The organism is uncultured Microbulbifer sp. (assembly GCF_913055755.1).
Lineage (GTDB): Bacteria > Pseudomonadota > Gammaproteobacteria > Pseudomonadales > Cellvibrionaceae > Microbulbifer.
Genome location: NZ_CAJXKH010000007.1, coordinates 1 through 26556, shown reverse-complemented (window position 1 = coordinate 26556; position 26556 = coordinate 1). Strand labels below are relative to the sequence as shown.

Genomic DNA, 26556 nt, shown 5'->3' with positions numbered 1-26556 from the left:
GATTTATGCATTATTGTGTTCTCCTGGTTTTCAGCGTGTCGGAATGAAAAGAGGAAACCGTTTTCACGATTTCTTTTTATGCCTTGGCAAACATGGCGACGGAAACAGCAATCAGGTACAGCCCAAACAGGCGCTTGAGATGTAGTTCATCCAGGCTGTGTGCCCAGCGTGCGCCGATTGGGGCGGAAATGATGGAAAAAATGGAGATGGCGATCAGCGCGGGAATATTGATGTAGCCGATCGAACCCATGGGCAGATCTGGTGCGCCGAGCCCCATAATGAGGAAGCCAATGGCGCCGGGGAGCCCGATCAGAAAGCCGATGCCGGATGCCGTTGCCACCGCCTGGTGCGCGGGACGGTTACACAGCACCATGGTCATCACCGTAATTGTGCCGCCGCCTATACCGAGCAGTGAGGAAAAACCACCGAGGAAGCTCGCCAGTCCGGCGCGGGCGATACCGGTGGGCATATCCAGTTTGCCTTTGAGACCGTCAAACAGGTTGGGAAACAGGAAATAGATCGAGTAGACCAGTACCCCGGCGGCAAATACATAGATCAGGCTTTTGCTGTCGGTAAACGACGCGATATACAGGCCCGCACCGACTCCCAGTACGATCCAGATTGACCAGTCCCTGAGGACCTTGAAGTCTACCGCCCCCCGCTTGCTGTGTGCCTGCACCGAACGCGCCGAAGAAATCACGATGGAGGCGAGGGATGTGCCCACGGCCACCCGCATCATTTCATCGGAAGCACTGTGGAGAAAGGGGAATACCGCCAGAAGCGCCGGCACGACGACAAAGCCGCCGCCGTTGCCGAAGAGTCCCGCCGTGATTCCGGCAATCAGGCCTGCTGCGCACAGCAACAGGATAAACAGTGATACTTCTTCGAGACTCATACATTCCCCCGTAACTCGTCATTGAGTCAGCACATTGCTGGATATACAGGGAAAAGCATTAACTGTGCCAAAGCGCGCACTGTGTTTGGGCGCAGCGCCGAACGGAAGCTGGGCGGCGGTGAACTGAATGGGTGCGATCAACTATTTGGATGCCATTGGGGTGCGCAATCCCGTTGCAACAGAGTGGAAAGCCCGCTTATAGAACAGTGAAAGTGAGGGTGTGCGGGGAAAGGGCAGAAAACCCTCGAGAATATTTGTCGCCTGCGCCATGATGGTAATCTGTGTACGCGAAAACAAATAAGAACCGTTATCGGGGGAGAATATGTTCAAACGACTTATGCTCGTCACGCTGCTGATGGTCAGTCTGCCGATACAGGCGGAAACCATCAGTGCCGCCACTACCGGGATGGAAAAGCAGCCGGGTTATTTCGATTTTTACTGGGACGCCGGTAAAGGCCGGATACTGCTGGAAATCGACCAGTTCGACCGGGAGCTGTTGTTGCTCACCGGTCTCGCCCAGGGGCTGGGTTCAAACCCGGTGGGGCTCGACCGCAACCAGGCCGGTGAAAGCCGCGTGGTGAAGTTCGAGCGCGTCGGCAACAAGGTGCTGCTGCACCAGGAAAACCTCAAGTACCGGGCACTGTCCGACAGCGCGGCCGAGCGCCGCGCGGTGGCAGAGGCCTTCGCGTCTTCGGTGCTCTGGGGGTTTGATGTGGTCGCCGAGGAAAGCGGTGCTGTGCTGGTGAACTTCACCCCCTTCCTCCTCAGCGACCAGCACGGCATCGCCCAGCGTCTCAAGGACACCGAGCAGGGCAGCTACACCTTGGATGATTCCAAATCCGCGGTCTACCTGCCGCGCACCAAGAGCTTCCCGAAAAATACCGAATTTGAGGCGCAGCTGACCTTTGCCGGCAGCGAGCCCGGCAAATACCTGAAGGAAGTGGTGCCGACGCCAAACCTGGTGACCCTGCGCCAGCATATCTCGCTGGTGGAACTGCCGGACGCGGACTACCAGCCGCGCCGGTTCCACAGCCGCAGCGGCTATTTCCCGCTGACCTATCGCGACTATGCGACCGCCATTGACCAGCCTATGGATCAGCGCCTGATCTTCCGCCACCGCCTGCAGAAAAAGCCGGGCAGTGACGAGGTGGTAGAGCCCATCGTTTACTACGTGGATGCCGGCGTGCCGGAACCGGTGCGCAGTGCGCTGATCGAGGGCGCCAGCTGGTGGGACCAGGCGTTTGCCGCGGCGGGCTTCAAGGGCGCGTTCCAGGTAAAGGTACTGCCGGAAGATGCGGACCCACTGGATATCCGTTACAACGTGATCAACTGGGTACACCGCTCGACCCGTGGCTGGTCCTACGGCTATTCGATTTACGATCCGCGCACCGGGGAAATCCTCAAGGGCAATGTGACCCTGGGCTCGCTACGGGTACGCCAGGACCTGCTGATTGCCCAGGGCTTGCTGCAGCCTTTTGCGGACAAGGAAGCGGATACCGAAAACCTCAAGGCAATGGCACTGGCGCGCATTCGCCAGCTGTCGGCCCACGAGGTAGGGCACACCCTGGGATTGGCACATAACTTTGTCACCAGTACGGCAGGGCGCGCCTCGGTAATGGATTATCCGGCACCGCTGGTTTCACTGGAAAGCGGGAATCTGGATGTCGATCAGGCCTACGCCAACGGAATCGGTGACTGGGACAAACTCGCCATCCAGTACGGTTACGGTGTTGCAGAGAACGACGAGGAAGGTTTCCTCGCCGGGGTGATCGACGCGGCAGAGCAGAAAAAACTGCGCTTTATCTCCGACCCGGATTCCCGCGCGATCAACAACGCCCATGCGGTATCCCACCTGTGGGACAACGGCGGCGATGTGCTGGAGGAGTTTGCGCGCATGACCGGACTGCGCCGCCACGCACTGGACAACTTCAGCGCCGCGGCCAACCTGCCGGACATGCCGCGCTCCTCCCTCGACGAAACCCTGGTGCCGGTCTACTACGGGCATCGCTATCAGGCGGAAGCCGTGGGCAAACTGATCGGTGGCCTGGATTACGACTACCTGTACAACGATGCCGAGCCGGAAAGCTATACCATGGTGGCAGCGGAAAAACAGCAAGCGGCAATCGATGCGCTGGCCGGCACCCTGCGGCCGGAATTTCTGACCCTGCCGGAGCGGGTGCTGAAACTGTTGCCGCCGAAATCTTACGGCTATAGCCGCACCAACGAGAGTTTTGCCGCTTACACCGGGGTCGCGTTTGACGGTATTGCGATGGCGGAAGCGGCCGCGGGCCATACCTATTCCATCTTGCTCGATCCGGAGCGCGCCGCGCGCCTGCAGGAGCAGCGTGCGCGACGGGGCGAAGGTCCGGGGTTCGCGGCTCTCCTCGCCCAGCTCACGGAGCAGGCGTTGCAGCGCTGGGACTATGAAGGCCTGGAGGCGGCAATTCACCAGCGGGTGAACCACGTCTACATTCATCACTTGATGCTGCTGGCAGCTAACAGCAAAGCGCCGGAGTCCGCCCGCGCCCGCGCCGACTTCGAGCTGGCAAAATTCCAGCACGCCATTGGCGAGATGAAATTGTTCGGGGATGACTCCCAGGGTTACAACGCGCACTATTTCCACGAGGCCAATCGCATCGCGGCGTTCCGCGATGGCAAGCTGGAAGTCAAGGCGGGGGACCTGAAGGCAATGCCGCCGGGATCGCCGATCTGAGACGGATTTTCAAACATATAAAAAATGCCGGGCAGTCAGCTGCCCGGCATTTTTTTATGCGGATTTGCGAAACCGGGTGCCGTCGAGGCCTGAATTGGGAAGGTTAGCCGCGTATAAACTGGGATTTGCGTATCCAGTGGTTGCCGCGATAGGTGCGTGTGGGGGCGGAGGTGGTCTTGGCCCAGAAGTAGTCGCGGTTGAACTGGAACTCTACCTCGTAGCCTTCCGCCAGTGCAGCCAGCGGCATTGCCTGCCAGCTGGACTGGCGGCGTTTACTGGTGGCTTCCAGCAGGTATTCGGTGTCGTCCACAATCGCCACTACCCAGGCGTGCCCCTGGCCCTTGTGGGTGCCGAGGGCTACCCGCGCATCGACTCCCAGGTTGATCAGCCAGTCGGCCAGCAGGATCGCGTGGTCTTCACAGTCGCCGCGCTTCTGGAAATAGGCCTGGCGCGAGGTCTGCCAGATATCGGCGAGACCGGCATACTGCAGGTGGTCGTACTGGTATTCCTTGCGAATGGCCAGGGTATAGAGCGGCACCCACAGGGACTCGGTTTCGAACGGCTGGAAGCCCACCAGGTAGCTGTTGGCGAAGTGATGCAACTGGTCGAGCCCGCGGGCGGAGGCGGTAACATTCTCGATACCCTGCCAGTTCCACACCGAGATATAACCGCTTTCTTCCACTGTGCGCTTGCCCACAGCCCGCTGCACCATGGATTCCGTCAGCGGGGCGCCGCTGCCGTTCACCACCACGCTACCCCGCTGGTTGTCTTTTAGGGCCTGCTCTGTCGCGGCGGCAGCCATGCGCTGTTGCACCGCCAGGGCGTTTTCAACACGCGCCTGTTTATGCTGCTGTAACAGCTCCGGTAGCGTCAACAAGACCCCGAGCAGGATACCGGCGAGCAGGATGCGCATGGGGAAGCCCTCAGCCCTTGAGCCCGAAGGAAATGATCAGGGCCACAAACACCAGGATGGTGGAGGCAAAAATAGCCACGGCAATATTGCCGTTTTTCAGTTCTTCCTCGATGTTGACGTGCTTGAGCAGCTTCTTGTCGATCAAGATCAGCGCGAGCATGCCAATCAGCAGTGCGAGCAGCGTATACAGAAGGTTGAGGCCGAGATTAAACAGCGTTGCAGTAAGGAATTCCGATTGCACGTTAGCAGTCCATTGTTATTCGAGAGGGTGCAATTAGAGCACAGCAGACGGCGATTTTCCCCCTGCCACTTGTCTCCCGGGGAATGTCTCCCTAAGGTAACCGCTGTTTTTCGACCGAGAAGGGAAGTCTGATGCTGTCTAAATTGTCAAAGCTGCTGGTGGTGGCCGCCGTTATGGGCCTGGTTGCCTGTGGTGATCGCGTGGAAGTGCCGCCGGCACATGTGGGCAAGATACTGACCAAGAATGGCTACAAGCCGAATACGGTACCACCGTCCAAATTCCGTCTGGATCCCTGCCTGTTTTACTGCGACAAGCTGGTGACCCTGGCCACCGCGGATTTTGGCCACCTGGAAAAGTTCAAACTGTTCATGCCCAAGGACCAGCTCAATATGAGTTTTGATATCCGCATGACCGGTACCGTGAACGACAAGTACATCGACAATATTTTCGACAAGGTGCCGCCGACCCAGAACAATATCTCGGTGAGCCAGGTGTACAACACCTATGCGCAGCCGGTGATTCGCGATGTGGTACGCCGGGTAATCGCCAAGTACTCCATCAATGAAATTGCCTCCAGCCGCGAGATGCTGAGCCAGGAACTGTTCGCGGCGGTGACCACCTCCCTGGATGGAACCCCGATCAAGATCAAGCGCCTGGGTATTGCGGATGTGCAGTTCCCGAAAGTGATTACCGAGGCCAAGGAGCGCGCTGCCGAGCGCCGCGAGCTGATCGAGCAGGAAAAGGCGCAGTTCGAAATCCAGAAGATCCAGATGGAACGCGACCTGGAGCGGGAAAAAATGAACCGCGCCATCGCCCGGGAAAAGGCCATGGGACAGAAAGAGGTGAATGACCTGCTGGCGAAGTCCGTTACCGACAAGTACCTCGCCTATCGCACCCTGGAAGTGCTAGACCGTATGGCCGAGTCCGAGAACAAGGTGTTTGTGCCGGTGGAGGCACTGGGTACCATCGGCCTGCAGCAGGCGGTGTTCAGCGACCAGATGAAGCAGGTTGCACGCAAGCGTTGATCAACAGGGGAGACCGATTGATGGAGTTCAATTCTCAGATTGCCAACTGGCTGATGACCGCTCTCGGCGGTCTCTCCACCTGGGTGGTCATGGCTGCCTGTGTGCTGCTGTTTGTGAATATTTTTCTGCGGGTACGCTTTCTGCGCAGTCACGGTGAGGGATTGCACTGGTTGCTGGATCGCACGCTGGTGATCCGCTTTCTGTGCCTGCTGTTTTTTATCTGGGTGCTGATCGGTTTCAACAGCAATGGCCCGAAGCTGGTACTGGCGCCGGACTACAGTGACGAGCAGGAGGCAACCGAGCGCGCGTTAACCGGAGAGAGTGGTGAAGTCCAGAACCTGGCGCCGGCGCGGGAGAGTGCAGAGGAAAGCAGCGAGCACCTGCAAGAGTTGCGCGAAGCCCAGAAATCGGATCAGCAGGCATTATTGGGGGAGGAATAATTTCCCCTGGATGCTGGTTAAGGTGGTCTTAAATGAGTTTTTCCTGTCGGTTTTCTGGCATTTATCTTCGCAATGTACGGGTGGGAAAAACGCAATATTGACATCCACTTTTACCCGAAAAAATTTTCTGAAATATGCAGTTGGGAGCCAACTTCTCTCTGAATAGACTTCGTGGCACATCTGAAGAGGAGGAACTCCTATGCGTTACTTGGCTTCATTAATACTGCTGTTATCCATGTCTGGCGTTGCCCTGGCAGGTGATACCCTGCAGCAACTGCCTCCGGGTGCCGAAACGGTTCAGATCATGGGTAAGACCTATTGGCACAGTGGCGATAACTTTTATCAGTTCAACGAGGAAACCGGCCAGTTCTATCAGGTTCCGCAACCTACCGTGCAGGCCCATCGTGACCGGGCAGCACACATGTCTCAGCGCAGCCAGACTGTGCCTGCGACTAACCTGACCGGTGACCAGATTGAAGGTTGTCGTAACGCCGCTGCGGATAAATCTAATGCTGTACCCAACAGGGGCAGTGAGGTTTATATTCAGGAGTACAACCGTTGTATTACTGACCTGCAGCAGTAATCAATAATTGACGAATAAAAAGGGCTTGCCGGGTTACCGGCAAGCCCTTTTTATTTGCAGCGAGTTCTATTCGCGGCGAGTGCCTTTACGCCGGTCAGTAGGCACCGCGTATCAGCTCGATACCGGGCTCGATGGCCCGGCGCCACGCGAGCGCGGTCTCTTCATCAAATTCCGGATCGTAGTGGCGCAGGGTCGCCAGCAGGGCGTCCAGCCACAGTCCGTACCAGTCGGGGCGAATACCGTAGCCATTGCGGGAGTGACTTTCCCCCAGTGCCCTCAGCTTGGTATCCGGCATGCCGCGGGAATGCAGTACCAGTTGCATGATGCCGTTGCGCAGCAGGTGGCGCTGTGCGGGCATGTCCGTGTCCTTGAACAGGTTCCGGATTTCCTCGGAGCTGCCCATAAATCGGTCGTAGAAGTCGATAAAAAAGCTTTCATTGTTGCAGCAGCGGCCGTAACTCTGAAACACGATATCGCTGTCGGCATTTCCCATTGCCTGTACTCCCCAAGCTATCGTTGTCACTGCGTGGCATAGAACGCAGGTGACGGCGGATTCTACTGATGGCGGGCAGGGCAAAATTGATTTAAATCAATTTCCGGGACGGAGGGAAGAAAAAGGGGGCCATAAGCCCCCCCCTTTTCAGTAGGTTTTTGCGTGGAAAGTGATCACTTTGTGCAGTTTTTACCTTTGCAGGGCTTGCCGCTGCCGCCACCGCTACTGCCGCCGGAGCTGCTGCCGCCGGAGCTACCGCCGCAGCCATTGGCTGTGAGGTAGTCCACCGCATCTTTGGCCTGGACCAGGCCGTAGCCGTAAGCATTGTCGCGGCCCGCCGCGCCCAGGTCTTCTGCGGTGTTGTCCAGGGCCGCGCGGATTTCGCTGGCGGTACAGCTGGGGAAGTGGCTCCATACCAGCGCGGTTACCCCGGCAACATGCGGCGTGGCCATGGAGGTGCCGTTGTAGTAGGCGTAGTCGCTGGCCTCGATCGCAAGCGTGGTGCTGGCGCCCAGTTGGCCAAGCAGGGCCGCGCCATCGGTATCGGAAATACCGGCGGACGGGATGCCGGTTGCAACGCCCCCCATTGTGCCGAACAGCATGCCGGGTTCGTTGTTGTAGACCACCGCGGCTACACCGCCGCCCGCTTCACAGGCCTGTACCTTTTCCGCAAAGCTGATATTGCCGCGGGAAATCAGGCACACCTTGCCGGTGGCATCGGCACAGGTGGATTCCCCCAGTCCACAATCCACAAGCGCGCCGGAACCGGTACCCATCGGGCTGTCCTCCATTCCGCTCGCCTCGATGGCGTTGCCACCTACAGTGAGGGTGGTGGAGAGGCCCGCGCCCACGGGCACGGAAGACAGTACATCTACCCCCGGGCCAGAAAGCTCGACCTGATCAGTTTGCTGGGAAAAGTCGGCCACAACCTTGTTGCTGTCGATGGCGGCAACAGACACCACGGAGTCGTAGGAGGCGGGATAGGAGTGACGGGTGTTGCCGTCGTTACCGGCCGCTGCGATGGAGAGGATGTTCTGGTTGGCATAGAGGTCGGCAAACGCCTGGTCCTCGGTGCGGGACTTGAAGGTGCCGCCAAGGCTCATATTGATCACGCTGGCCCCGTTGCTGGCGCACTCGTCGGCCGCGGCGACCAGTGAAGAGGAGTAGGCCCAGCCGTCCGCGCCGAACACCTTGACGATATGCAGCTTGAGGTTGCCGTTGGGATTCACACCAACCACGCCCACCCCGTTACTGATGGCGGCGATAGTGCCGGCCACATGGGTGCCGTGGTGGTTTTCATCGGTGTACCAGTTGCCGGTACCGGAATCGAAGCTACCGGTAACGTTGTTGCCGGACAGGTCCTCGTGGGCGATATCGTAACCGGAGTCGATGATACATACGGTCTGGTTGCCGGCCATGGCATCAATGACCTGGTCCGCCTGTACCATGGGGATACCGAAGGGGACGGTCTCGGCCATCGGGTAGCGTTTAACGTCCTGCTCCACGTAATCCACATTGGGGTTGTTGCGCAGGGCGTTAAGCGCTTTGGCCGGCAGGTTGGCTGCCATGGCGTTGCGCTTTTCCAGCGCCAGTGCCGAGCGGCCGCCATTGTTTTCCATCATCGCTTTTACCGCGGGGCCTTTGCCCTCCTTGAATTTGATGATGTAGCGATCGTCGGCGGCGCTGGCCTGGGTGGAAATGGCCAGGGCCAGGGTGCTGGCGAGCAGGATTGGAAGTCTTTTATTCATCTCTTTTATTGCTCCAGTTTGGGCTGGTACTTCTTATTGTTGAGTGTGTAGTTATTGTTGGCGGCAGCCTGTCCACAATGAGTACAGGCGTACAGCCGGTGGGGAAAATCTAGCAGCTTTTCACGGCGTACCAATTGCGCGCTGCAAGTAGTGCGTATTGGTGTGCAAAAACTGTTTTGCAAGATGGATGGCGCGACAAAGTGCTGGAGGGGGTGGTGGTGGAGTTCGTCAGGATTATTGATGCAACTGTAATTTCTGGTACGACCGTGCCTGTTGTGAGGGGTGGGTAGATTTGTGCGCCACAGCGCTGTTTGCGCAAGGACGACACAGGAACGTGTTCCAATAAAAAAGCGCCGCGACGCGGAAACCTGTTGCAGTTTTCCGCGCCGCGGCGCCCGCTGTACCCGTCTATTGAGCGGTGGGATTACTGCCCGCTAGAGGCACCCTCCGCCACTGGCTTGCCGTCGGCGTCCAGCTCGGTAATGGTGCCGATCGCGAGTTTCTCGATATCCCCGGCAATCTTTCGCTTGTCGCCCACGATTACCCACACGAACTGGTCCGGTTTGATGGTGGACTTCGCCAGTGCGTGCACCTGGTCCAGGTTGATGTCGCGCACCTGCTGGGCGTAGCCGTCCATATAATCCAGCGGCCGCTCGTAGGTGACCAGGTCGGACATGGCGCCGGCCACGGCGTCGATGGTCTCAAAGCGTCCTGGCAGCTCGTTGATGCGCTTGTCTTTCAGCTTCTGCAGCTCATCCGCCTTGGCGGGATTGCTGTTGATGTATGCCCGCAGCTCTTTCTGCAGCTCCGCCAGAGATGGGCCGGTTTTGTCGGTCTGTACCGGAGCGTATACCAGCAGTGGCTGCTGGCCCTTGGCGCCGGTCATGAACGAGTAGGCACCGTAAGCCCAGTGCTTGTCTTCCCGCAGGTTCATGTTGATACGCGCGGTGAAGGTGCCGCCGAGAATGTCATTCATCATATGCAGGGCTTCGCGCTCGGGAATTTTTTCCGAGGGGGCGAGCAGACCGCCGATAATGATGGACTGTTCGGAGTCGGGCTTGTCGATCAGGTAGACACTGGATTTCTCCGGCAGCGCCACTTTGGCCAGGTTCTTGACCGGCTTTGCGGCCTGCGGTGCCTGCCAGTCGGCGAAGTGCTGTTCCAGCTTTTCCATCAGCTGCGGCATGGTGATATCACCGGCCACAATCAGGGTAGCGTTATCCGGGCGCAGCCAGGTCTGGTGGTAGTTCACCAGGTCGTCCCGGGTCAGGGAGGCGATGGACTCCTCGGTACCACTGCCGGTAAACGGAATGCTGTAGGCGTGGTCGTCGCCGTACAGTAGCGGCGGCAGGTTGCGCAGTGCCATCTGTACCGGCTTGGTTTTTTCCTGCTGAATGCCTGCGATCCAGCGACCGCGCTTGCGCTCGATTTCCTCATCGGAAAATGCCGGATTCAGCAATACGTCGGCAAACAGTTTGATGGAGTCATCCAGGTTGCTGGTCAGTGCATTCAGGGAGACGCTGGAAGAGTCCAGGTCGGCACCGGTTCCGATACGGGCGCCGAGCATTTCCTCTTTGGCACTGATTTCCAGCGCGCTCAGGTGCGAGGTGCCTTCCTTCATCATCGACATGGCGTAACTGGAGGTGCCCAGTTTGGCGCCCTGGTCGGCGGCATAGCCGGCATCGAATTTCAGTTCCATGTTTACCACCGGTACCGAGTGGCGTTCCGCCAGTACCACTTTCAGGCCATTGGGCATTTCCGCGGTCTGAATTTCGGGGAAGGGCACCGAGGGGAAATCCCCCAGTTCCGGCAGCTTGCTGCGGTCGGCACCGGCTTCGGCGGTCTTGTATTCCGGGAAGGGGTGGACTTCCAGATTGTGATCGCCGCTCGCGAGCCACTGGTTGGCCGCGACTTTTACCTGGCTCGGTTTCAGCTGCTGTTTTTCATCCATGCTTTTCAGCAGACCGTTGGGATCGTTCAGGTAGAGCTCGCCGCGAGCCAGGATGACACCCTTGCCGCTCCAGCCGCCGACCTGTTCCAGATCGCGCGCAGTGGAGGCGTATTCACTCATGTTTACCCGCGCCAGCTCTTCGGTGGTGGGGCCTTCCTCGAGGAATTTCTGTAACTCCTCATTGATTGCGGCTTCCACTTGCGCCAGTTCCACACCGGGTTTGGCGTCGGCAATGATCTGGAAGATGGAGGACAGTTCAAATTCATACAGCGCCACGTTCACGCTGGTGGCAATCTGGTCCTGGTACACCAGACGCTTGTACAGGCGAGAGTTCTTGCCATCTCCCAGTACCGAAGCGGCCAGGGCGACGGCTTCCGCATCTTCGTGGCCGAGGTTGGGGGTGTTGAAGACCTTGTACAGGCGCGACTGGGCCACGCGGTCGTACATGGCCTCGCGGGTGGACTGGTCGCGCTTGGCAATCCAGGAATCCTTTTTCGCCAGCGGCGGGCCCGCGGGAATATCGCCGAAATATTTGCTCGCTTTTTCTTTCGCGGTGGCGACATCGATATCACCGGCCAGCACCAGTACGGTATTGGCGGCGCCGTAGTAGGTTTTGAACCACTCGTGCACATCATTCAGTGCGGCGGCATTCAGGTCTTCCATGGAACCGATAGTGGTCCAGGAGTAGGGGTGTCCGGCGGGAAAAATAGAGGCCTGCATTTTTTCCCAGACCTTGCCGTAGGGCTGGTTCTGGCCCTGACGTTTCTCGTTCTGCACCACGCCGCGCTGCTCGTCGAGCTTTTCCTGGGTGATCACGCCAAGCAGGTGCCCCATGCGGTCGGACTCCATCCACAGGGCCATATCCAGTGCATTGCTGGGCACGGTTTCAAAATAGTTGGTGCGGTCCAGCCAGGTGGTACCGTTCATGCCGGTAGCGCCGGCCTGCTCGAACGGCTTGAAGTATTCGTCGTCGAAGTTTTCCGAGCCGTTGAACATCAGGTGTTCGAACAGGTGTGCAAAGCCGGTGCGCCCGGGCTTTTCGTCCTTGGAGCCCACGTGATACCAGACCCCCACGGAAACTACCGGCGCCTTGCGGTCCTCGTGCACAATCACGCGCAGGCCGTTGGGCAGGGTGAACTTTTCGTAGTCGATCGACAGTGCTTGCGGGGCCGCGCTGGCGGGCGCGCCGACCTCGGCTGCGGGCTTCGCTGCGGTAGTGGTCGCATTGGCGTTGCCGCCGGTGGAGGGGTCGCCACAGGCGCTGATGGCGAGGGCCAGGGTCGCTGGCAGCCAGAGTTTGTTTGCCATAACGGTGATTCCTTGTTGTTTTTAGGCTCGGATCTATTGAAGTCGGCCATGCACTGCGGGATCTCCGCGGCGGGCCAATCCTGCTCTTGCGAGCTGGACCCCTGTTTATATCCCTCGCGCTTGAGGGCTGCAATGGGGGCGAACGCAGGGACCCTTCGGCTGGTGGTGCGAAATCGGGAATAATTGCCCGGGATTCAGGCAGTTGGGGCCGTTGTGCAAAAATCTCAGGTGTCGTTTTCGTGTTTCAACTGCACCTGCCACTGCCCTTCCATATCGACACTGACCAGTACCTGAATCGGCTTGCAGCACACCGAACAGTCCTCGATATAGTGGCGACTGCCGGCGGATGTATCGATCAACAGCAAAATGGTCTCCCCACAGTAGGGGCACTGATCAGTGAATTCCTCCACGGTATGCATAGCGGGTCTCCGGTGGCTTATTTGCCGAGATAGGGCGCGGCCCAGGCCGCCAGTGTGTCGGCTACGTAGACGGCGTCTTCCCGTTTTGTCAGTAGGTGGTCCGCGTCATCCAGGCTGATAAAACTCTTCGGATGCATGGCGCGGTTGTAGATATCTGCGGCCTCATCAATGGAAACGGTCTGGTCTACCGGTGAATGGTAGATAAGCAGCGGGCGGCCGAGCTGTTGGATATAACCTTCCTGTATACCCACCACGTCGTCTACGAAGTGCTTCTGGATCACAAAGGGGCGGCCGGAAAGCTGTACTTCTGCGCGGCCGTGCTCCTCGATGGTATCCAGGGAGCAGGCAAACTGCTTCAGCACGTGTTCCGGGTCTGCGGGGGCGGCGATGGTGGCGATAGCTTTGGCCTCGGGAATATCCGCGGCAGCCGCCAGTACCGCGGCGCCACCCAGGCTGTGGCCGATCAGCAGGTCGGCAGGCTGGTATTCGTCCCTCAGAAAGCTCGCCGCGCACTTCAGGTCGTCCACATTACTGGAGAAGTTGGTCTCGCTGAAATCCCCCTCGCTGTCGCCGAGGCCGGTGAAGTCGAAGCGCAGCACCGCGATGCCCAGTTCGCCCAGTCGCCGGCAGATGCGGGACGCTGCCAGTACATCCTTGCCGCAGGTAAAACAGGGGGCAAACAGGGCGAACCCGCGGGGTGCCGCCGCCGGGGTTTCCAGGATACCGGCGAGCATCTGCCCCCGGCTGTTGGGGAAGGTCACTTTGTGGCGACTGTTGCGCTTGCTCATCCGCAGGGTTCCCGGTCTCGTGAATGCGAAATTAAAGGCTGTCCGGCAATGGTAGGAGTCCTCGCGATCCGGAACAATATTGGCGGAACCGGGGCCCGCGGGTAACCCCGGTCTGCAAATGGCCGGATCTTGTAAAAATGACAACGCTATCAAGGGGTTATAGGGGCTCTGTCGTAATCCAATTACACAACGGGTTGATATACTCCCGGCCTGACCAGTTTGCCCGGTACACCGTTGCCACAGGGGAACTGGATGCTGTGGGCAGTGGCGAGCGCAACCGCGTATAATCCGCGCCCGCTCCCCGGCCGCTGAGGTCGGGGGTAAGTGAGTATTCAGCAACCAGCAAACGAGGATTGGCTATGGCGGTTAAATTGATGAAGGACCTGGATCTGGCGGGCAAGCGCGTATTGATCCGCGAAGACCTGAATGTTCCGGTGAAAGACGGGGTCGTGACTTCCGATGCGCGCATCCGCGCGGCACTCCCCACCATCAAGGCCGCCAGCGAGGCAGGAGCCAAGGTCCTGCTGATGTCCCACCTGGGCCGCCCCACCGAAGGGGAGTACGCGGAAGAGTTCTCCCTGGCGCCGGTAGCCGCCCACCTCGGCAAGCTGCTGGGCAAAGACGTGCCGGTGATCGCGGACTGGCACAACGGCGTGGAAATTGCAGAAGGTGACGTGGCGCTGCTGGAAAACGTGCGCTTCAACAAGGGCGAGAAGAAAGACGACGAGAGCCTGGCCAAGCAATACGCCGCGCTGTGCGATGTATTCGTGATGGACGCCTTCGGTACCGCACACCGCGCCCAGGCCTCCACCCACGGGGTGGCCAGGTTTGCCCCGGTTGCCTGTGCCGGCCCGCTGCTGGCTGCGGAGCTGGATGCACTGGAAAAAGCGCTGGCGAATCCGGCGCGCCCGATGGTGGCCATTGTGGGTGGTTCCAAGGTCTCCACCAAGCTGACCGTGCTGGAGAGCCTGTCCGACAAGGTGGATCAGTTGATCGTCGGTGGCGGCATCGCCAATACCTTCCTGGCAGCCAGCGGCAAGCCGGTGGGCAAATCCCTGTGTGAGCACGACCTGGTCGACACGGCCAGGAGCCTGATGCAGAAGTGCGACATTCCGGTGCCCACCGACGTGGTAACCGGCAAGGAATTCAGCGAATCCGCGGCGGCGGAAACCAAGTCTGCGGATGCGGTGGTGGATGACGACATGATCTTCGATATCGGCCCGGATTCCTCGGCAGCGCTGGCGGATATCCTGAAAAGCGCCAAGACTATCATCTGGAATGGCCCGGTCGGTGTATTCGAATTCGACCAGTTTGGCGGCGGTACCGAGCGCCTTTCCAGGGCCATCGCCGACAGCGATGCCTTCTCCATCGCCGGTGGCGGTGACACCCTGGCCGCAGTGGACAAGTACGGTATTGCCGAGCAGGTTTCCTACATTTCTACCGGTGGCGGCGCTTTCCTCGAATACGTGGAGGGCAAGGTGCTGCCGGCAGTGGCGATGCTGGAGTCCCGCGCAAACGACTAAAGTTTCACTCCGGGCTGACGAGTACCCGGGATAGAAGAGTACCCGGGGTAAAAGAGTACCCAGGATAAAAGAGTATCGAGGTAAAGAGTATCGGGGTGGAGTTGGCGTCCTAGTCGGGAAGTCTGCTTCACCCCGCTCAGATGTAGCATTCATAACTAAAATTGATGCGACCGGGCCCGTGGCTCAGGAATCGCACACAAGTTGTACCCATTACCAGCTAAAAATCGACGAGAAAGGGCTTTTTCATGGCTTTAATCAGCTTGCGTCAACTGTTGGACCACGCCGCCGAACACGGCTACGGCGTGCCCGCGTTTAACGTCAATAACCTGGAGCAGATGCGCGCGATCATGGAGGCCGCACAGGAAACCGACTCCCCGGTGATCGTGCAGGCGTCCGCCGGCGCGCGTAAATATGCCGGTGCTCCCTTCCTGCGCCACCTGATCCTGGCGGCGGTCGAGGAATTTCCGCATATCCCGGTGGTGATGCATCAGGACCACGGCACCAGCCCCGCGGTGTGCCAGCGTTCCATCCAGCTGGGTTTCAGCTCGGTGATGATGGACGGCTCGCTGATGGAAGACGGCAAGACCCCGGCGTCCTACGACTACAATGTCGACGTGACCCGGCGCGCGGTGGAAATGGCGCACGCCTGTGGTGTTTCCGTGGAAGGTGAGCTGGGCTGCCTGGGCTCTCTGGAAACCGGTATGGCCGGTGAGGAAGACGGTGTCGGCGCCGAGGGCAAGCTGTCCCACGACCAGCTGCTGACCGATCCGGAAGAAGCGGCGGATTTCGTACAGAAGACTCAGGTGGATGCCCTGGCGATTGCCTGTGGTACCAGCCACGGTGCCTACAAGTTCACCCGTCCGCCTACTGGTGACATCCTTGCCATCGACCGCATCAAGGAAATCCACGCGCGGATTCCCGACACCCACCTGGTGATGCACGGTTCCTCTTCTGTACCGCAGGAGTGGCTGAAGGTAATCAACGAGTTCGGTGGCGAGATTCCGGAAACCTACGGTGTACCGGTCGAGCAGATTTGCGAAGGCATCAAGCACGGCGTGCGCAAGGTCAATATCGATACCGACCTGCGTCTGGCGAGCACCGGTGCGGTTCGCCGTTTCCTGGCCCAGAACCCGTCCGAGTTCGATCCGCGCAAATTCCTCAAGGCCACCACCCAGGCCATGAAGGATATCTGCGTGGCGCGCTACGAAGCCTTCAATACCGCCGGCAATGCCAGCAAGATCAAAGCGATCAGCCTGGACGATATGCACCAGCGCTACGACAGCGGTGAGCTGAAGCCGAAAATCGTCTGATCCTCTGGTCAGGTGTGTGAGAAGGGCGAACTTGTTCTGCAAAGTCCAGGTTCGCCCTTTTTCGTTCCCTTCCGCAAAATGCAGTAGTATTGAGTCATGGACCTGCTGCAAGAACTCAATACCGTCGACCCCGGCCCGGTAATCCGTCGTCCGGATTATTCCGCGTTGCGCCAGCAGTTGCCGGAGCTGAACTTTTGCTGCAGCCAGCCCCTCCCCGAATCCGTCATCTCCTACCGCAATTTCTACCGCCTCAATTTTGACGAAGCCTCAGGCACCGGCATCGGTACCTTCAAGGCCGCCGGCTTTGAACTGGTCGCGCAGTACTGGCTGGTGGAAAACCCCAGGGGCACCCTGTTTATCTGTCACGGTTATTTCGACCATACCGGTATCTACGGCGCTGCGGTACGCTTCGGCCTGGAGCGGGGCTACAACGTGGTGATTTTCGACTTCCCCGGCCACGGCCTGTCCAGCGGCGAGCCGGTGGCTATCGACACCTTCCTGCAGTACCGGGAGTCACTGGATGTACTGCTGCGCAAGGCGAGGGGGAAAATGCCCGGGCCGTGGCACGCCATGGGGCAGAGTACCGGCGGCGCGGCGCTGCTGGTGTATATGCAGTTCAGCCAGTGGCAACCGTTCGCCAAGGTCATGCTGCTGGCGCCGCTGGTGCGACCGGCGCGCTGGCACCTGCGCAAGTGGATGTTTTATCTCGGCCGCTACCTGATGCCGCACCCCAACCGCGGCTTTAATATCAATACCCACGATGCGGAATTCGCGCGCCGCCAGGCACATCGCGACCCGCTGCAGTCTCCGGTGATGTCGATCCGCTGGCTGGGTGCGATGGTGGACTGGCTGAAGACCTTCCCGAAAACCGCGCAGAACCCGAAAAAGATTCTGGTGGTGCAGGGCACCGATGATGAAACCGTGGACTGGCGCTACAACATGCGCGTCATTCGCGAGCGCTTTCCCAATAGCAAACGGGTCATCGTGCGCGGTGCACGCCACCAGATGATCAACGAAACCCAGCCGTACCGAAAGCAGATCCTGCAGGCCCTCGACGATTGGCTCGCGGATTAGATCGCAGTAGTCAAACGGCCCGTTTGCGCAGGGCGCGCAGCTTGCGCCGCTGCAGCAGTGCGTCCGCGGAATAGAACCCCAGGGCTACCCACACAAAAATGAATGTGACCAGTTTGCTGCTGTCGAAAGGCTCTTTGTAGATCAGGGTGGCGAAGAAAAACATCAGGGTTGGCCCCAGGTACTGCAGGAACCCGAGGGTCGACAGGTTCAGCCGGCGCGCGGCGATATTGAACAGCAGCAGCGGTGTCAGGGTAATCGGGCCCGCGGCCAGCAGCAGGGCGTTCAGCTGCCAGGAATTGTCCAGCAGATTGCTGGTGGGGCTGCTGGTCCAGAACAGGAAGCCGACCGCCAGCGGCAGCAGGAACAGTGTTTCCACCGTCAGCCCGGTAAGGCTGTCCACCGGGGTCTTCTTGCGCACCAGCCCGTAAAAACCAAAGGTCAGCGCCACCCCGAGGGCAACCATGGGCAGGCGCCCGAACTGCCACAGCTCATAGGCAATGCCCGCCGCCGCCAGTAGCACCGCCAGCCATTGCATCGGGCGCAACCGCTCGCCCAGTACCACCACGCCCAGCAATACACTGATCAGCGGATTGATGTAATAGCCGAGGCTGGCATCCAGCAGGTGGTTGTTGGTCACTGACCAGATAAAGATCAGCCAGTTGGTACTGATCAGTGCGGTGGAAAGGACCAGCGCGGCAACGGTTTTACCGGAACCCAGTACCTCGCGCAGGCCCGAGAGCTTGCCCAGTACCGCGAGCAGGATCAGTGCCAGTACCAGCGACCAGATACTGCGGTGGCTCAGGATCTCCGTTGCCGAGAGGTCGCTGAGCAACTTGAAGTACAGCGGCGCGAAGCCCCAGATGAGGTAGGCACCCATGCCGGCCAGCAGGCCCGTGGCAGCAGTATCGGAATTCTGGTTTTGCACTGGAGATACCCCTGGCCCTGTGTACAGCGAAAATTCGTTGCACGGCAAATCATCGGGCCGGTCAGTCAGGGAGAAAAGAAAAAGAAACCCGGGCAGTACTGCGCTGTAGCGCAGTACTGCCCGGGTTGCGGAGTCTAACAGACGGCAGTGCCGGCCGTCAGAGCCGGGTTGGAAAGTCGCGCCTCAGAACAACACGCGGCAGCGCAGGGTGCCGGGGATGTTCTTCAGCTTTTCCAGCGCCAGGTCAGAGTACTCGGCGTCCACATCGATCACCACATAACCCACAGATTCATTGGTCTGCAGGAACTGGGCGGAGATGTTGATGCCGTTGTCGGAGAACACCTGGTTGATCGCCCCCAGTACGCCGGGCACATTCTTGTGGATGTGCAGCAGGCGGTGTGCGCCAGCATGGCCCGGCAGGGCAACTTCCGGGAAGTTTACCGAGCTGGTTGTGGTGCCGTTGTCGGAATACAGCGCCAGCTTGTCGGAAACCTCCACGCCGATATTTTCCTGGGCTTCTACCGTCGAACCGCCGATATGCGGGGTCAGCAGCGCGTTGTCGAGGCCGCGCAGCGGGGACACGAACTCGTCGTCATTGCCGCGGGGCTCCACCGGGAACACATCGATGGCGGTGGCTGCCAGGTGACCGCTCTTGAGGGCTTCCGCCAGGGGCTCGATCTCCACCACGGTGCCGCGGGACGCATTCAACAGGATGGCACCCTTCTTCATCTTGGCGATCTGCTCGGCGCCGATCATCCACTTGGTGGACGGCAGTTCCGGCACGTGCAGGGAGACCACGTCGGACTGCGCCAGCAGCTCGTCGAGGCTGTTCACCTGGGTGGCATTGCCCAGGGGCAGTTTGGTGACCACGTCGAAGAAGATCACCCGCATGCCGATACCTTCCGCCAGCACAGAGGTCTGCGAGCCGATGGCGCCGTAGCCGATAATCCCCAGGGTCTTGCCGCGGGCCTCGTAGGAGCCCACCGCGGACTTCTGCCAGCCGCCGCGGTGGCAGACCATGTTCTTCTCGGGGATGCCGCGCAGCAGCATGATGGCCTCGGCGATCACCAGCTCGGCTACGCTTCGGGTGTTGGAGTAGGGGGCGTTGAACACCGCGATACCCAGCTCGGTAGCGGCCTGCAGGTCTACCTGGTTGGTGCCGATACAGAAACAGCCCACGGCGATCAGCTTGTTGGCGCTCTCCAGTACCTTGCGGGTAAGCTGGGTGCGGGAGCGAATCCCGACAAAGTGCGCGTCGGCAATCTTCTCGATCAGTTGCTCTTCCGGCAGCGCGGTCTTGATATATTCAACGTTGGTGTAGCCGCGGGAAGACAGCAGATCCACCGCGGACTGGTGAACGCCTTCCAGTAGCAGAATGCGGATTTTGTCTTTCTTGAGGGAAATCTGTGGAGCCATAACGGATCTCTTGGCCGTGCGCGGTGGAGAAGTCACCGCGGCAGATTAGCGGAAATAGAACAATCAATTGAAGACCGCCGGGGTCCCGGCGAGGGCGGCATCATACCACAAGGGCTTTCCAAAGCTTTATACGCAATATCTATCCTAGGTATCGAATTTGGTTATGTATCGACATCAATTCACCTGCAATTCTCCTGTAGACCTGCCTCTGCGCAAGATTGTGTGCGTCGGGCGCAACTACGCTGCCCACGCGGAGGAGCTGAATAACCCGGTTCCGGAGGAGCCGTTGCTGTTCATCAAGCCGGCAACCGCGGCGGTACCCATGGCGCGCCCGGTGCATTTGCCGCGGGGGCGGGGCAGTTGTCACTTCGAGGGTGAGCTGGCGCTGTTGATTGGCGAGCGGCTGACGGATGCCAATGCAGCGGACGTTCCCCCGGCCATTGCCGGACTCGGCCTGGCGCTGGACCTGACCCTGCGGGAACTGCAGTCGGACCTGAAAAAACAGGGCCAGCCGTGGGAGAAGGCCAAGGGCTTTGACGGCGCCTGTCCGCTGTCGCCGTTCGTGAAGCTGGACTGGCTGCCGGACTGGGACAACCTGACCTACACCCTGTGGCTGAACGACGAGGTCCGCCAGCGCGGCAAGTCCAACCATATGCTGACGCCGATCCTGGATCTGGTGGCGTATATCAGCAGCTATTTCACCCTGTTGCCGGGGGATGTGGTGCTGACCGGCACCCCTGCGGGAGTGGGGGAGCTGCTCGCCGGGGACCGGATTGCCATGGGGCTGGAGGAGGACTGGTTGCGGGTGGAGACTTCGGTGGTCTGATTGCAGCCCGTTATTTCTTTAGCTGGTGTGGTGGCGCAGGAGTACCGGCAAACTAAGATTGTCCCATTCCAAAACCCCCACTAAGATGCGCGCATTCATACTCATACTGCGGGAAAAACGATGACAGATCTCAACCAGAAGACCACCATCCGCATCCTCACCACCGGTGGCACTATCGAAAAGAGCTACTGTGAAGCCGAGGGCACGCTCAAGAACCGGGCCTCGATTATTCGCGATGGCCTGATTGCCAGCCTGCGTCTGCCATATACCCATCTCGAGCTGGAAAGCGTCCTCAACAAGGACTCGCTGGAAATGGACGACAGTGACCGCATGCAGATCTGCAGCGCCATCGCCCGTACCGCCGAAGAAGGGGATCCCATCGTGGTGCTGCATGGCACCGACACCATGTCCGTCACCGCCGAGTACTGCTACAAGCGGATGGGGACCCCCAAGGTGCCCGTGGTATTTACCGGCGCCATGAAGCCCATGGGCTTTATCGACTCCGACGCCCGCCAGAATGTCACCGAGGCACTGCTGGCCGCACGGCTGATGGAACCCGGCTTCTATATCGCCTTCCACAACCGCGTTTTTGCCATTCCCGGTGCGCGCAAGAACCTCGAGACCGGCACTTTCGAAGCCATCTGAGCCGTCGAGTCGCAACGACCGGTTTGCACCCCCGGGTCGCTCCGGTCACCGCCTGCGGGACTTCTCCCGCAGGACTGGCTGGCGCACCGGTCCTCCCGATCCCGCTGAAAAACCTACACAGTCGCAGACTACACTGATACCCTCTGCTTCTCTTTGATTTGTGATCACATTTTAGGTATAAATTGAATAATCATTCAGTTTTAACCTGTTAACCGAGAATTGAGGTGTGCCATGGCAGAACAACAAATCCCGCAAACCCTGCAGGAATGGCAGGCGCTGGCCGCCGACCTGGAGATCGAGGGCCGCGCGTTCATCAACGGTGAATACGTCGATGCCCTGTCCGGCAATACCCGCGCCACCACCAGCCCTGCCGACGGCCGCGAGCTGGCACAGGTCGCCAGCTGTGGCCCGGAAGATGCCGAGCGCGCGGTGAAGGTGGCCCGCGATACCTTCGAATCCGGCGTCTGGTCCCACATGCCGCCCATGGAGCGCAAAAAGATCCTGGTGCGCTTTGCCGAGTTGATCGAACAGAACAAGGTGGAGATTGCACTGCTGGAAAGCCTCGATGCGGGCAAGCCGATCAGCGACACTATGAATGTGGACGTGCCCGGTGCGGTGACCACCATCCGCTGGAATGCCGAGGCCATCGACAAGATCTACGACGAGATCGCCCCCACCGGTCCCACAGAAATTGGCCTGATCACCCGCATGCCCCTGGGGGTGGTGGCGGCCATCGTGCCGTGGAACTTCCCGCTCTCCACCACCGCGTGGAAGCTGGGCCCGGCACTGGCCACCGGTAACAGCGTGATCGTCAAGCCCGCTTCGAATACCCCGCTGACCGCGCTCAAGCTGGCGGGGCTGGCGAAACAGGCCGGACTGCCGGATGGCGTGCTGAACGTACTGCCGGGGCCGGGCAGCAGCCTGGGCAAGGCCCTGGGCCTGCACATGGATATCGACTGCCTGACCTTTACCGGCTCCACCGAGGTGGGCAAGACCCTGACCGAGTACTCCGGCCAGTCCAACCTTAAGCGCACCTTCCTCGAGCTGGGTGGCAAGAGCCCCAACATCGTGTTCGCGGATGCGGACCTGGACAAGGCCGCCGAGGCTGCGGCGCTGGCGGTGTTCTACAACCAGGGCGAGACCTGTACCGCCGGCACCCGCCTGCTGGTTGAAAAAGGCATTGCCGACACCTTTATCGAAAAAGTGAAAAAGGCCTCCGAGCGCTTCAAGCCGGGCCACCCGCAGGACCCCAACACGGTCATGGGTGCGTTGATCGACCAGAGTCAGTTCGACACGGTGGAATTCTACGTGGCCAAGGGCCTGGAGCAGGGCGCGCAACTGGTTTGCGGTGGCAAGCCCGCAGCGGCCGTGGAGGGTGGCCACTACTACGAGCCGACCATTTTCAAGGGTGTGAACGGCGACATGAAAATTGCCCGCGAGGAAATTTTCGGCCCGGTGCTGTCGGTGATCGAGTTCGAGACCGAAGAGCAGGCCCTGGCGATCGCCAACGACTCCATCTACGGTCTTGCCTCCGGGGTGTGGACCAAAGACATCGGTCGCGCGCACCGCCTGGCGCGGGACATTCGCGCCGGTTCCGTGTGGGTCAACAACTACTTCGGTGGCGATATCACCGTGCCCTTCGGCGGCTTCAAGCAGTCCGGTAACGGCCGCGACAAGTCCCTGCACGCGCTGGACAAGTACTGTGAGCTGAAATCCACCTGGATCGATATCAGCTGATTCCCGATCCCTGTAAAGAGCTGAATTTGACTCCTTTGGGCCGCAATCGCGGCCCTTTTTTGTGATTTGATTTGGGAAGTGGACAGCTGCGATTCAGGCTGGGTACAGCCTGGTGCAGGCAGTATTCGCAGATACAGCATAGGGGCCTCGATCGCAAAGCCATGAACGACCTCGCAGATCTGGACCTGGTCGGCGTTGTATTCTCGCAGCGTCACTATCAGCCATATAGAGATGAATATGAAAAAGCACCCAGTGATGTCCCTAGTATTGATGGCAACCCTGGTTTCCGGAAGCGGACTGGCAGTTGCCAAACCGGACAAGTCCGGTGATCTCCCTCCGGGGTTGCAGAAAAAGGTCAATCGCGGCGGTGAGCTGCCTCCGGGCTGGAAGAAAAAACTGCGTCGCGGCTATGTCCTCGAGGACGCCATCTACAACCACGCGGTAATCGTACATCCGGTAGACAGCCGTGGCCTGGTGACCGTGCGTATCGAGGGTGAACTGGTGCGCCTGGTGCACGCAACCCACGAGATTGTCGACATCCTCTCCCACTGAGAGTGGCCGCGCGCGAGCCTGCAGGCTATACCTACAAGTCAGTAGGCCTTTCCGCAGGAGACTGATTCATGTCTGAGTTTCACCACGGCTTTTCGGTCAGCATCGAGCGCATTGGCGACGAGCGCGTGCTGCTTACCATGCACGTGCGCGGCAAGCTGGAGCACCAGGATTATGCAACCCTGGTGCCCATGCTGGAGTCCGCCATCGCCGGTATGGAACATCCTAAAATCGACGTGTTGATGGATATGCGCGAGCTGGAAGGCTGGGAGATGCGTGCGGCCTGGGACGACCTCAAGCTGGGAGTGAAGCACGGGCGTCAATTCAACCGGATTGCGATGGTCGGCAGTGAAAAATGGCAGGAAGTGGCCGCAAAAATGGGCAGCTGGTTTATCGGCGGTGAGGCAAAGCTGTTCGACAACCGGGAAGCCGCTGAAGCCTGGCTGCAGGGGGACAGCTGACGGAGGCCTCGCCCCTACCTCCGCCCCCGGCGCTGTATAGCTACCTTTTTTCGATTGCGGCCCCTGTCGTCAGGCAGGGGCCGTTCGTATAATGGCCGCCAGAAAATATATCTCTGAACATCTGCATACACAGGGGGAATACACGGATGTTTGAATGGATTGCGAGCCCGGAGGCCTGGGTCGCACTGGCGACACTGGCGGCGCTGGAAATTGTACTTGGCATCGACAATATCATCTTCATTTCCATCCTGGTCGGCCGCCTGCCGGACAAGCAGCGGGAGCCCGCGCGACTTATTGGGCTGATGCTGGCGATGGTTACCCGCCTTGCACTGCTGTTTTCCATTGCCTGGATCATGGGACTCACCGCGCCCTGGTTTACCGTGCTGGGTGAGGAAATTTCCGGCCGCGATGTGATCCTGATTGGCGGTGGCCTGTTCCTGCTGGCCAAGGCCACCCATGAAATCCACAGCAGCCTCGAGGGCGCGGAAGGCAGTGCGGGCGGCGCGGCCAGCGCTACTTTCGGCATGGTGCTCTTGCAGATCGCGATTCTGGATATCGTGTTTTCCCTGGACTCGGTGATTACCGCGGTGGGGCTGGTGGACCACGTATCTATCATGGCCATCGCGATTATCCTGGCGGTGGCCGTCATGCTGCTGGCGGCGAAGCCGATCGGCGACTTTGTCGACCGTCACCCCACGATCAAGATGCTGGCCTTGTCATTCCTGATCCTGGTGGGGGTGACCCTGATCATCGAGGGGTTCGATGTGCACGTGCCGAAGGGCTATATCTATTTCGCCATGGCGTTTTCTGTGGCGGTGGAAATGCTCAATATCCGTTTGCGCAAAAGACAGGCCGAGGCCGTCAAATTGCACAAGCCCATTGTCGAAGAGCACCATTGATTGCCGAAGATTTTACATGGCTTGCAAAAACGGCGAACATTCTGGTTCGCCGTTTTTCGTTTGGCCAGGTGTAAAAGCGACGCCAGAGGGATTTTGAATAATTAGAAGATTGGTTGGATGAATTATGCTCAATTGTGTTAAGGCACCCGTTTTTCTCATCGCCGTGCTGCTAATGAACGCACTGCTTGTAAATGGCGCTCATGCTTCGGAACTCGGGACGCTGTTCGCCGCCTATCAGTCAGCGGTAGAGGAGGGCGATACCGAGAAAGTGCGGGAGTCCGCCGCTGGGGTCTACGAATACACTCGGAAAACGTACCCGGAAGACAACAAAAACCGCGCGGCGGCGACCTTGAATTATACCAAGGCCCTGTTTGCCGACCGCGAATACGAACTGGCAGAAGAGATCGCCCGGGAAGCATTGGCGCGATACGAGTCGGTGTATGGAGAAGAGTCCCTCGATCTGGTGGATCCCCAGCTGGAACTTGCGCGTGCAATTGCCGGCAACAGAAGGTCCTCTGCGGAACACAGGAGAACGTTTAGTCGCTATCTCAATAAGGCCCTGAAGCTTGTCGAGGACAACCGCGGCGAGGCGTCGGCACTGTACGCAGTGGTCGCATTGGATGCCGGGAGGATCTCTCTGGACCAGGCCGGATCCCCAAGAGCGAGAAAGTACCTTGAAATTGCCCAGGAGGCATTCGACGGCCCCTATCAGGAGCACACGTTGAAACGGTTTCTCGCGAGCTTTTATCTGGGCAAGTTCTACATGGCGAAGGAGCAGTACCGCACCGCGAGGCCGTACCTGGAATCGGCCCTGGAGATCGCCGATACCGACGGGGCGCCTGACGGTGCACTGGAATTAACGGCACGCGCCTTTCTGGTGGATATCTACGAGCAGGTGGGCGAGGAAGAGATGTCCATTGCCCAGTGCCGGGCCATCGGTAAGATGGTGCCATTCAATATGGATCAGGAGCCCAGGTCACTTTATCAGCGCATGCCGGAATATCCTGCGAGCGCGCTGCGAAATAACCGGGAAGGGTATGCGGTTGTCAAATTCACGATTTCCGATACCGGTATTCCGGCAGATGTCACTGCCATTGATACCGAGGGGTCAACCAGTTTTGGCGGCGCAGCAGAAGAGTATGTCAAAGGTCTGCGTTATGCCCCGCGTTTTGTAGATGGCAAGGCGGTGGATACGCCGGACAGGAAAGTGAAAATCAGTTTCAATCTGGCAAAATAAATTGATTCTTGACTGGAAAGCTGCGAAGGATCGGCCTTTACAGCTGAAAAAAGGGGCGAATACATTCGCCCCTTTTTTATAGATTGTGTTCAGGTGCGGTCAGTTACTGGCACAGGCTGCGGATACCGTGCGCTTCCTCCGCCGCATCCATCCACAGAAATTCGTCGTCGTCACTGAAGTAGTAGTACACGCTATTGTTCGGCAGAATCAGCACCGTGATACCGCCGTAGCCCGACATGAAAGGTATCCATAGTGGATTACTGCAGCCGCTCATGTTGCTGCTGACCTCGTGTGCCCAGAAGCCATTGTTGTATTTGTGATCGGTCAATGGACCCAGCCCGCGGTCAGCGCTATTTTTCTGCAGTGCCGCGTCCAGTTGCACCTGGTCGAGTACCGGCTGGCTGCCGGCCGCATAAAAACTGCCGATCTTCGCCACG

Annotated in this window: 24 protein-coding genes and 1 pseudogene; 14 read left to right on the top strand and 11 right to left on the bottom strand. The window is 59.2% G+C overall.

The genetic code is table 11. From position 1 onward, the window contains the following. Positions 1-76: 76 nt before the first annotated feature. Positions 77-895 (bottom strand): sulfite exporter TauE/SafE family protein, encoded by an 819-nt coding sequence (locus QZ511_RS02780; RefSeq protein WP_295798611.1) that lies wholly within the window; start codon positions 893-895, stop codon positions 77-79. A gap of 322 nt (positions 896-1217) precedes the next feature. Between QZ511_RS02780 and QZ511_RS02775 the strand changes: the two genes are divergently transcribed. Then, the gene (locus QZ511_RS02775; protein ID WP_295798609.1) at positions 1218-3608 is read left to right on the top strand and encodes a zinc-dependent metalloprotease; all 2391 of its coding nucleotides are present in this window, start codon (positions 1218-1220) and stop codon (positions 3606-3608) included. Positions 3609-3711: 103 nt separating this feature from the next. Here QZ511_RS02775 and QZ511_RS02770 read toward each other — a convergent pair whose 3' ends face one another. Further along, positions 3712-4521 carry a transglutaminase domain-containing protein gene (locus QZ511_RS02770; protein WP_295798607.1) on the bottom strand — a complete coding sequence of 270 codons (810 nt, stop codon included), beginning with the start codon at positions 4519-4521 and terminating at the stop codon, positions 3712-3714. Between the two features lie 10 nt (positions 4522-4531). After that, entirely contained in the window at positions 4532-4762 is a 231-nt protein-coding gene (locus QZ511_RS02765) for a DUF350 domain-containing protein (RefSeq protein ID WP_295798605.1), read from the bottom strand. Positions 4763-4893: 131 nt separating this feature from the next. On the opposite strand from QZ511_RS02765, the gene QZ511_RS02760 reads away from it, so the two are divergent. The 3 genes from QZ511_RS02760 to QZ511_RS02750 all read left to right on the top strand — a co-directional run bounded on the left by QZ511_RS02760 (position 4894) and on the right by QZ511_RS02750 (position 6810). Next, the gene (locus QZ511_RS02760) at positions 4894-5787 is read left to right on the top strand and encodes an SPFH domain-containing protein (RefSeq protein ID WP_295798602.1); all 894 of its coding nucleotides are present in this window, start codon (positions 4894-4896) and stop codon (positions 5785-5787) included. 20 nt (positions 5788-5807) lie between these two features. Further along, positions 5808-6227 carry a hypothetical protein gene (locus tag QZ511_RS02755; protein ID WP_295798599.1) on the top strand — a complete coding sequence of 140 codons (420 nt, stop codon included), beginning with the start codon at positions 5808-5810 and terminating at the stop codon, positions 6225-6227. 199 nt (positions 6228-6426) lie between these two features. Further along, positions 6427-6810, top strand: a complete 384-nt coding sequence (locus QZ511_RS02750; RefSeq protein WP_295798596.1) for a hypothetical protein — start codon at positions 6427-6429, stop codon at positions 6808-6810. Positions 6811-6904: 94 nt separating this feature from the next. On the opposite strand, the gene QZ511_RS02745 is transcribed toward QZ511_RS02750, so the two are convergent. The 5 genes from QZ511_RS02745 to QZ511_RS02725 form a co-directional block, all read right to left on the bottom strand. Continuing rightward, the gene (locus QZ511_RS02745; protein WP_295798591.1) at positions 6905-7303 is read right to left on the bottom strand and encodes a globin; all 399 of its coding nucleotides are present in this window, start codon (positions 7301-7303) and stop codon (positions 6905-6907) included. A 173-nt stretch (positions 7304-7476) separates the two neighbouring features. Further along, positions 7477-9051 (bottom strand): S8 family serine peptidase, encoded by a 1575-nt coding sequence (locus tag QZ511_RS02740; RefSeq protein WP_295798589.1) that lies wholly within the window; start codon positions 9049-9051, stop codon positions 7477-7479. A 424-nt stretch (positions 9052-9475) separates the two neighbouring features. Then, complete coding sequence (locus QZ511_RS02735) at positions 9476-12310, bottom strand: pitrilysin family protein (protein WP_295798585.1); 2835 nt, start codon at positions 12308-12310, stop codon at positions 9476-9478. 224 nt (positions 12311-12534) lie between these two features. Beyond that, positions 12535-12729 (bottom strand): CPXCG motif-containing cysteine-rich protein, encoded by a 195-nt coding sequence (locus tag QZ511_RS02730; RefSeq protein ID WP_295798582.1) that lies wholly within the window; start codon positions 12727-12729, stop codon positions 12535-12537. 17 nt (positions 12730-12746) lie between these two features. Beyond that, positions 12747-13517 carry an alpha/beta hydrolase gene (locus QZ511_RS02725; RefSeq protein ID WP_295798580.1) on the bottom strand — a complete coding sequence of 257 codons (771 nt, stop codon included), beginning with the start codon at positions 13515-13517 and terminating at the stop codon, positions 12747-12749. Positions 13518-13876: 359 nt separating this feature from the next. Between QZ511_RS02725 and QZ511_RS02720 the strand changes: the two genes are divergently transcribed. From QZ511_RS02720 to QZ511_RS02710, 3 genes are all read left to right on the top strand, one after another. Beyond that, positions 13877-15040, top strand: a complete 1164-nt coding sequence (locus tag QZ511_RS02720; protein ID WP_295798578.1) for a phosphoglycerate kinase — start codon at positions 13877-13879, stop codon at positions 15038-15040. A 245-nt stretch (positions 15041-15285) separates the two neighbouring features. After that, positions 15286-16350, top strand: a complete 1065-nt coding sequence (fba, locus tag QZ511_RS02715; RefSeq protein WP_295798576.1) for a class II fructose-bisphosphate aldolase — start codon at positions 15286-15288, stop codon at positions 16348-16350. Positions 16351-16446: 96 nt separating this feature from the next. Continuing rightward, positions 16447-17424 (top strand): alpha/beta hydrolase, encoded by a 978-nt coding sequence (locus tag QZ511_RS02710; RefSeq protein ID WP_295798573.1) that lies wholly within the window; start codon positions 16447-16449, stop codon positions 17422-17424. Positions 17425-17434: 10 nt separating this feature from the next. Here QZ511_RS02710 and rarD read toward each other — a convergent pair whose 3' ends face one another. Further along, positions 17435-18349: an EamA family transporter RarD gene (rarD, locus tag QZ511_RS02705; protein WP_295798570.1), complete on the bottom strand. Its 915-nt coding sequence runs from the start codon at positions 18347-18349 to the stop codon at positions 17435-17437. 183 nt (positions 18350-18532) lie between these two features. Beyond that, positions 18533-19765 carry a phosphoglycerate dehydrogenase gene (serA, locus tag QZ511_RS02700; RefSeq protein WP_295798568.1) on the bottom strand — a complete coding sequence of 411 codons (1233 nt, stop codon included), beginning with the start codon at positions 19763-19765 and terminating at the stop codon, positions 18533-18535. Between the two features lie 163 nt (positions 19766-19928). Here serA and QZ511_RS02695 point away from each other — a divergent pair, with 163 nt between their 5' ends. The 7 genes from QZ511_RS02695 to QZ511_RS02665 all read left to right on the top strand — a co-directional run bounded on the left by QZ511_RS02695 (position 19929) and on the right by QZ511_RS02665 (position 26119). After that, the gene (locus QZ511_RS02695) at positions 19929-20591 is read left to right on the top strand and encodes a fumarylacetoacetate hydrolase family protein (protein ID WP_295798566.1); all 663 of its coding nucleotides are present in this window, start codon (positions 19929-19931) and stop codon (positions 20589-20591) included. 120 nt (positions 20592-20711) lie between these two features. Beyond that, positions 20712-21236 (top strand): asparaginase domain-containing protein, encoded by a 525-nt coding sequence (locus tag QZ511_RS02690; protein WP_295798565.1) that lies wholly within the window; start codon positions 20712-20714, stop codon positions 21234-21236. A gap of 231 nt (positions 21237-21467) precedes the next feature. After that, a complete protein-coding gene (locus tag QZ511_RS02685) occupies positions 21468-22973 on the top strand; it encodes an aldehyde dehydrogenase (RefSeq protein ID WP_295798563.1) in 1506 nt (501 codons plus the stop codon). Between the two features lie 237 nt (positions 22974-23210). Then, entirely contained in the window at positions 23211-23525 is a 315-nt protein-coding gene (locus QZ511_RS02680; protein ID WP_295798561.1) for a hypothetical protein, read from the top strand. A 68-nt stretch (positions 23526-23593) separates the two neighbouring features. Further along, a complete protein-coding gene (locus QZ511_RS02675) occupies positions 23594-23983 on the top strand; it encodes an STAS/SEC14 domain-containing protein (protein WP_295798559.1) in 390 nt (129 codons plus the stop codon). Between the two features lie 146 nt (positions 23984-24129). Continuing rightward, on the top strand, positions 24130-24882 hold the full coding sequence (locus QZ511_RS02670) for a TerC family protein (protein WP_295798558.1): 753 nt from the start codon (positions 24130-24132) through the stop codon (positions 24880-24882). 124 nt (positions 24883-25006) lie between these two features. After that, positions 25007-26119, top strand: coding sequence for an energy transducer TonB (locus QZ511_RS02665; RefSeq protein ID WP_295798556.1), 1113 nt, complete (start codon positions 25007-25009; stop codon positions 26117-26119). Between the two features lie 103 nt (positions 26120-26222). Here the strand turns inward: QZ511_RS02665 and QZ511_RS02660 are convergent. Further along, positions 26223-26556: pseudogene (locus tag QZ511_RS02660) on the bottom strand (hypothetical protein); the annotation flags it as partial.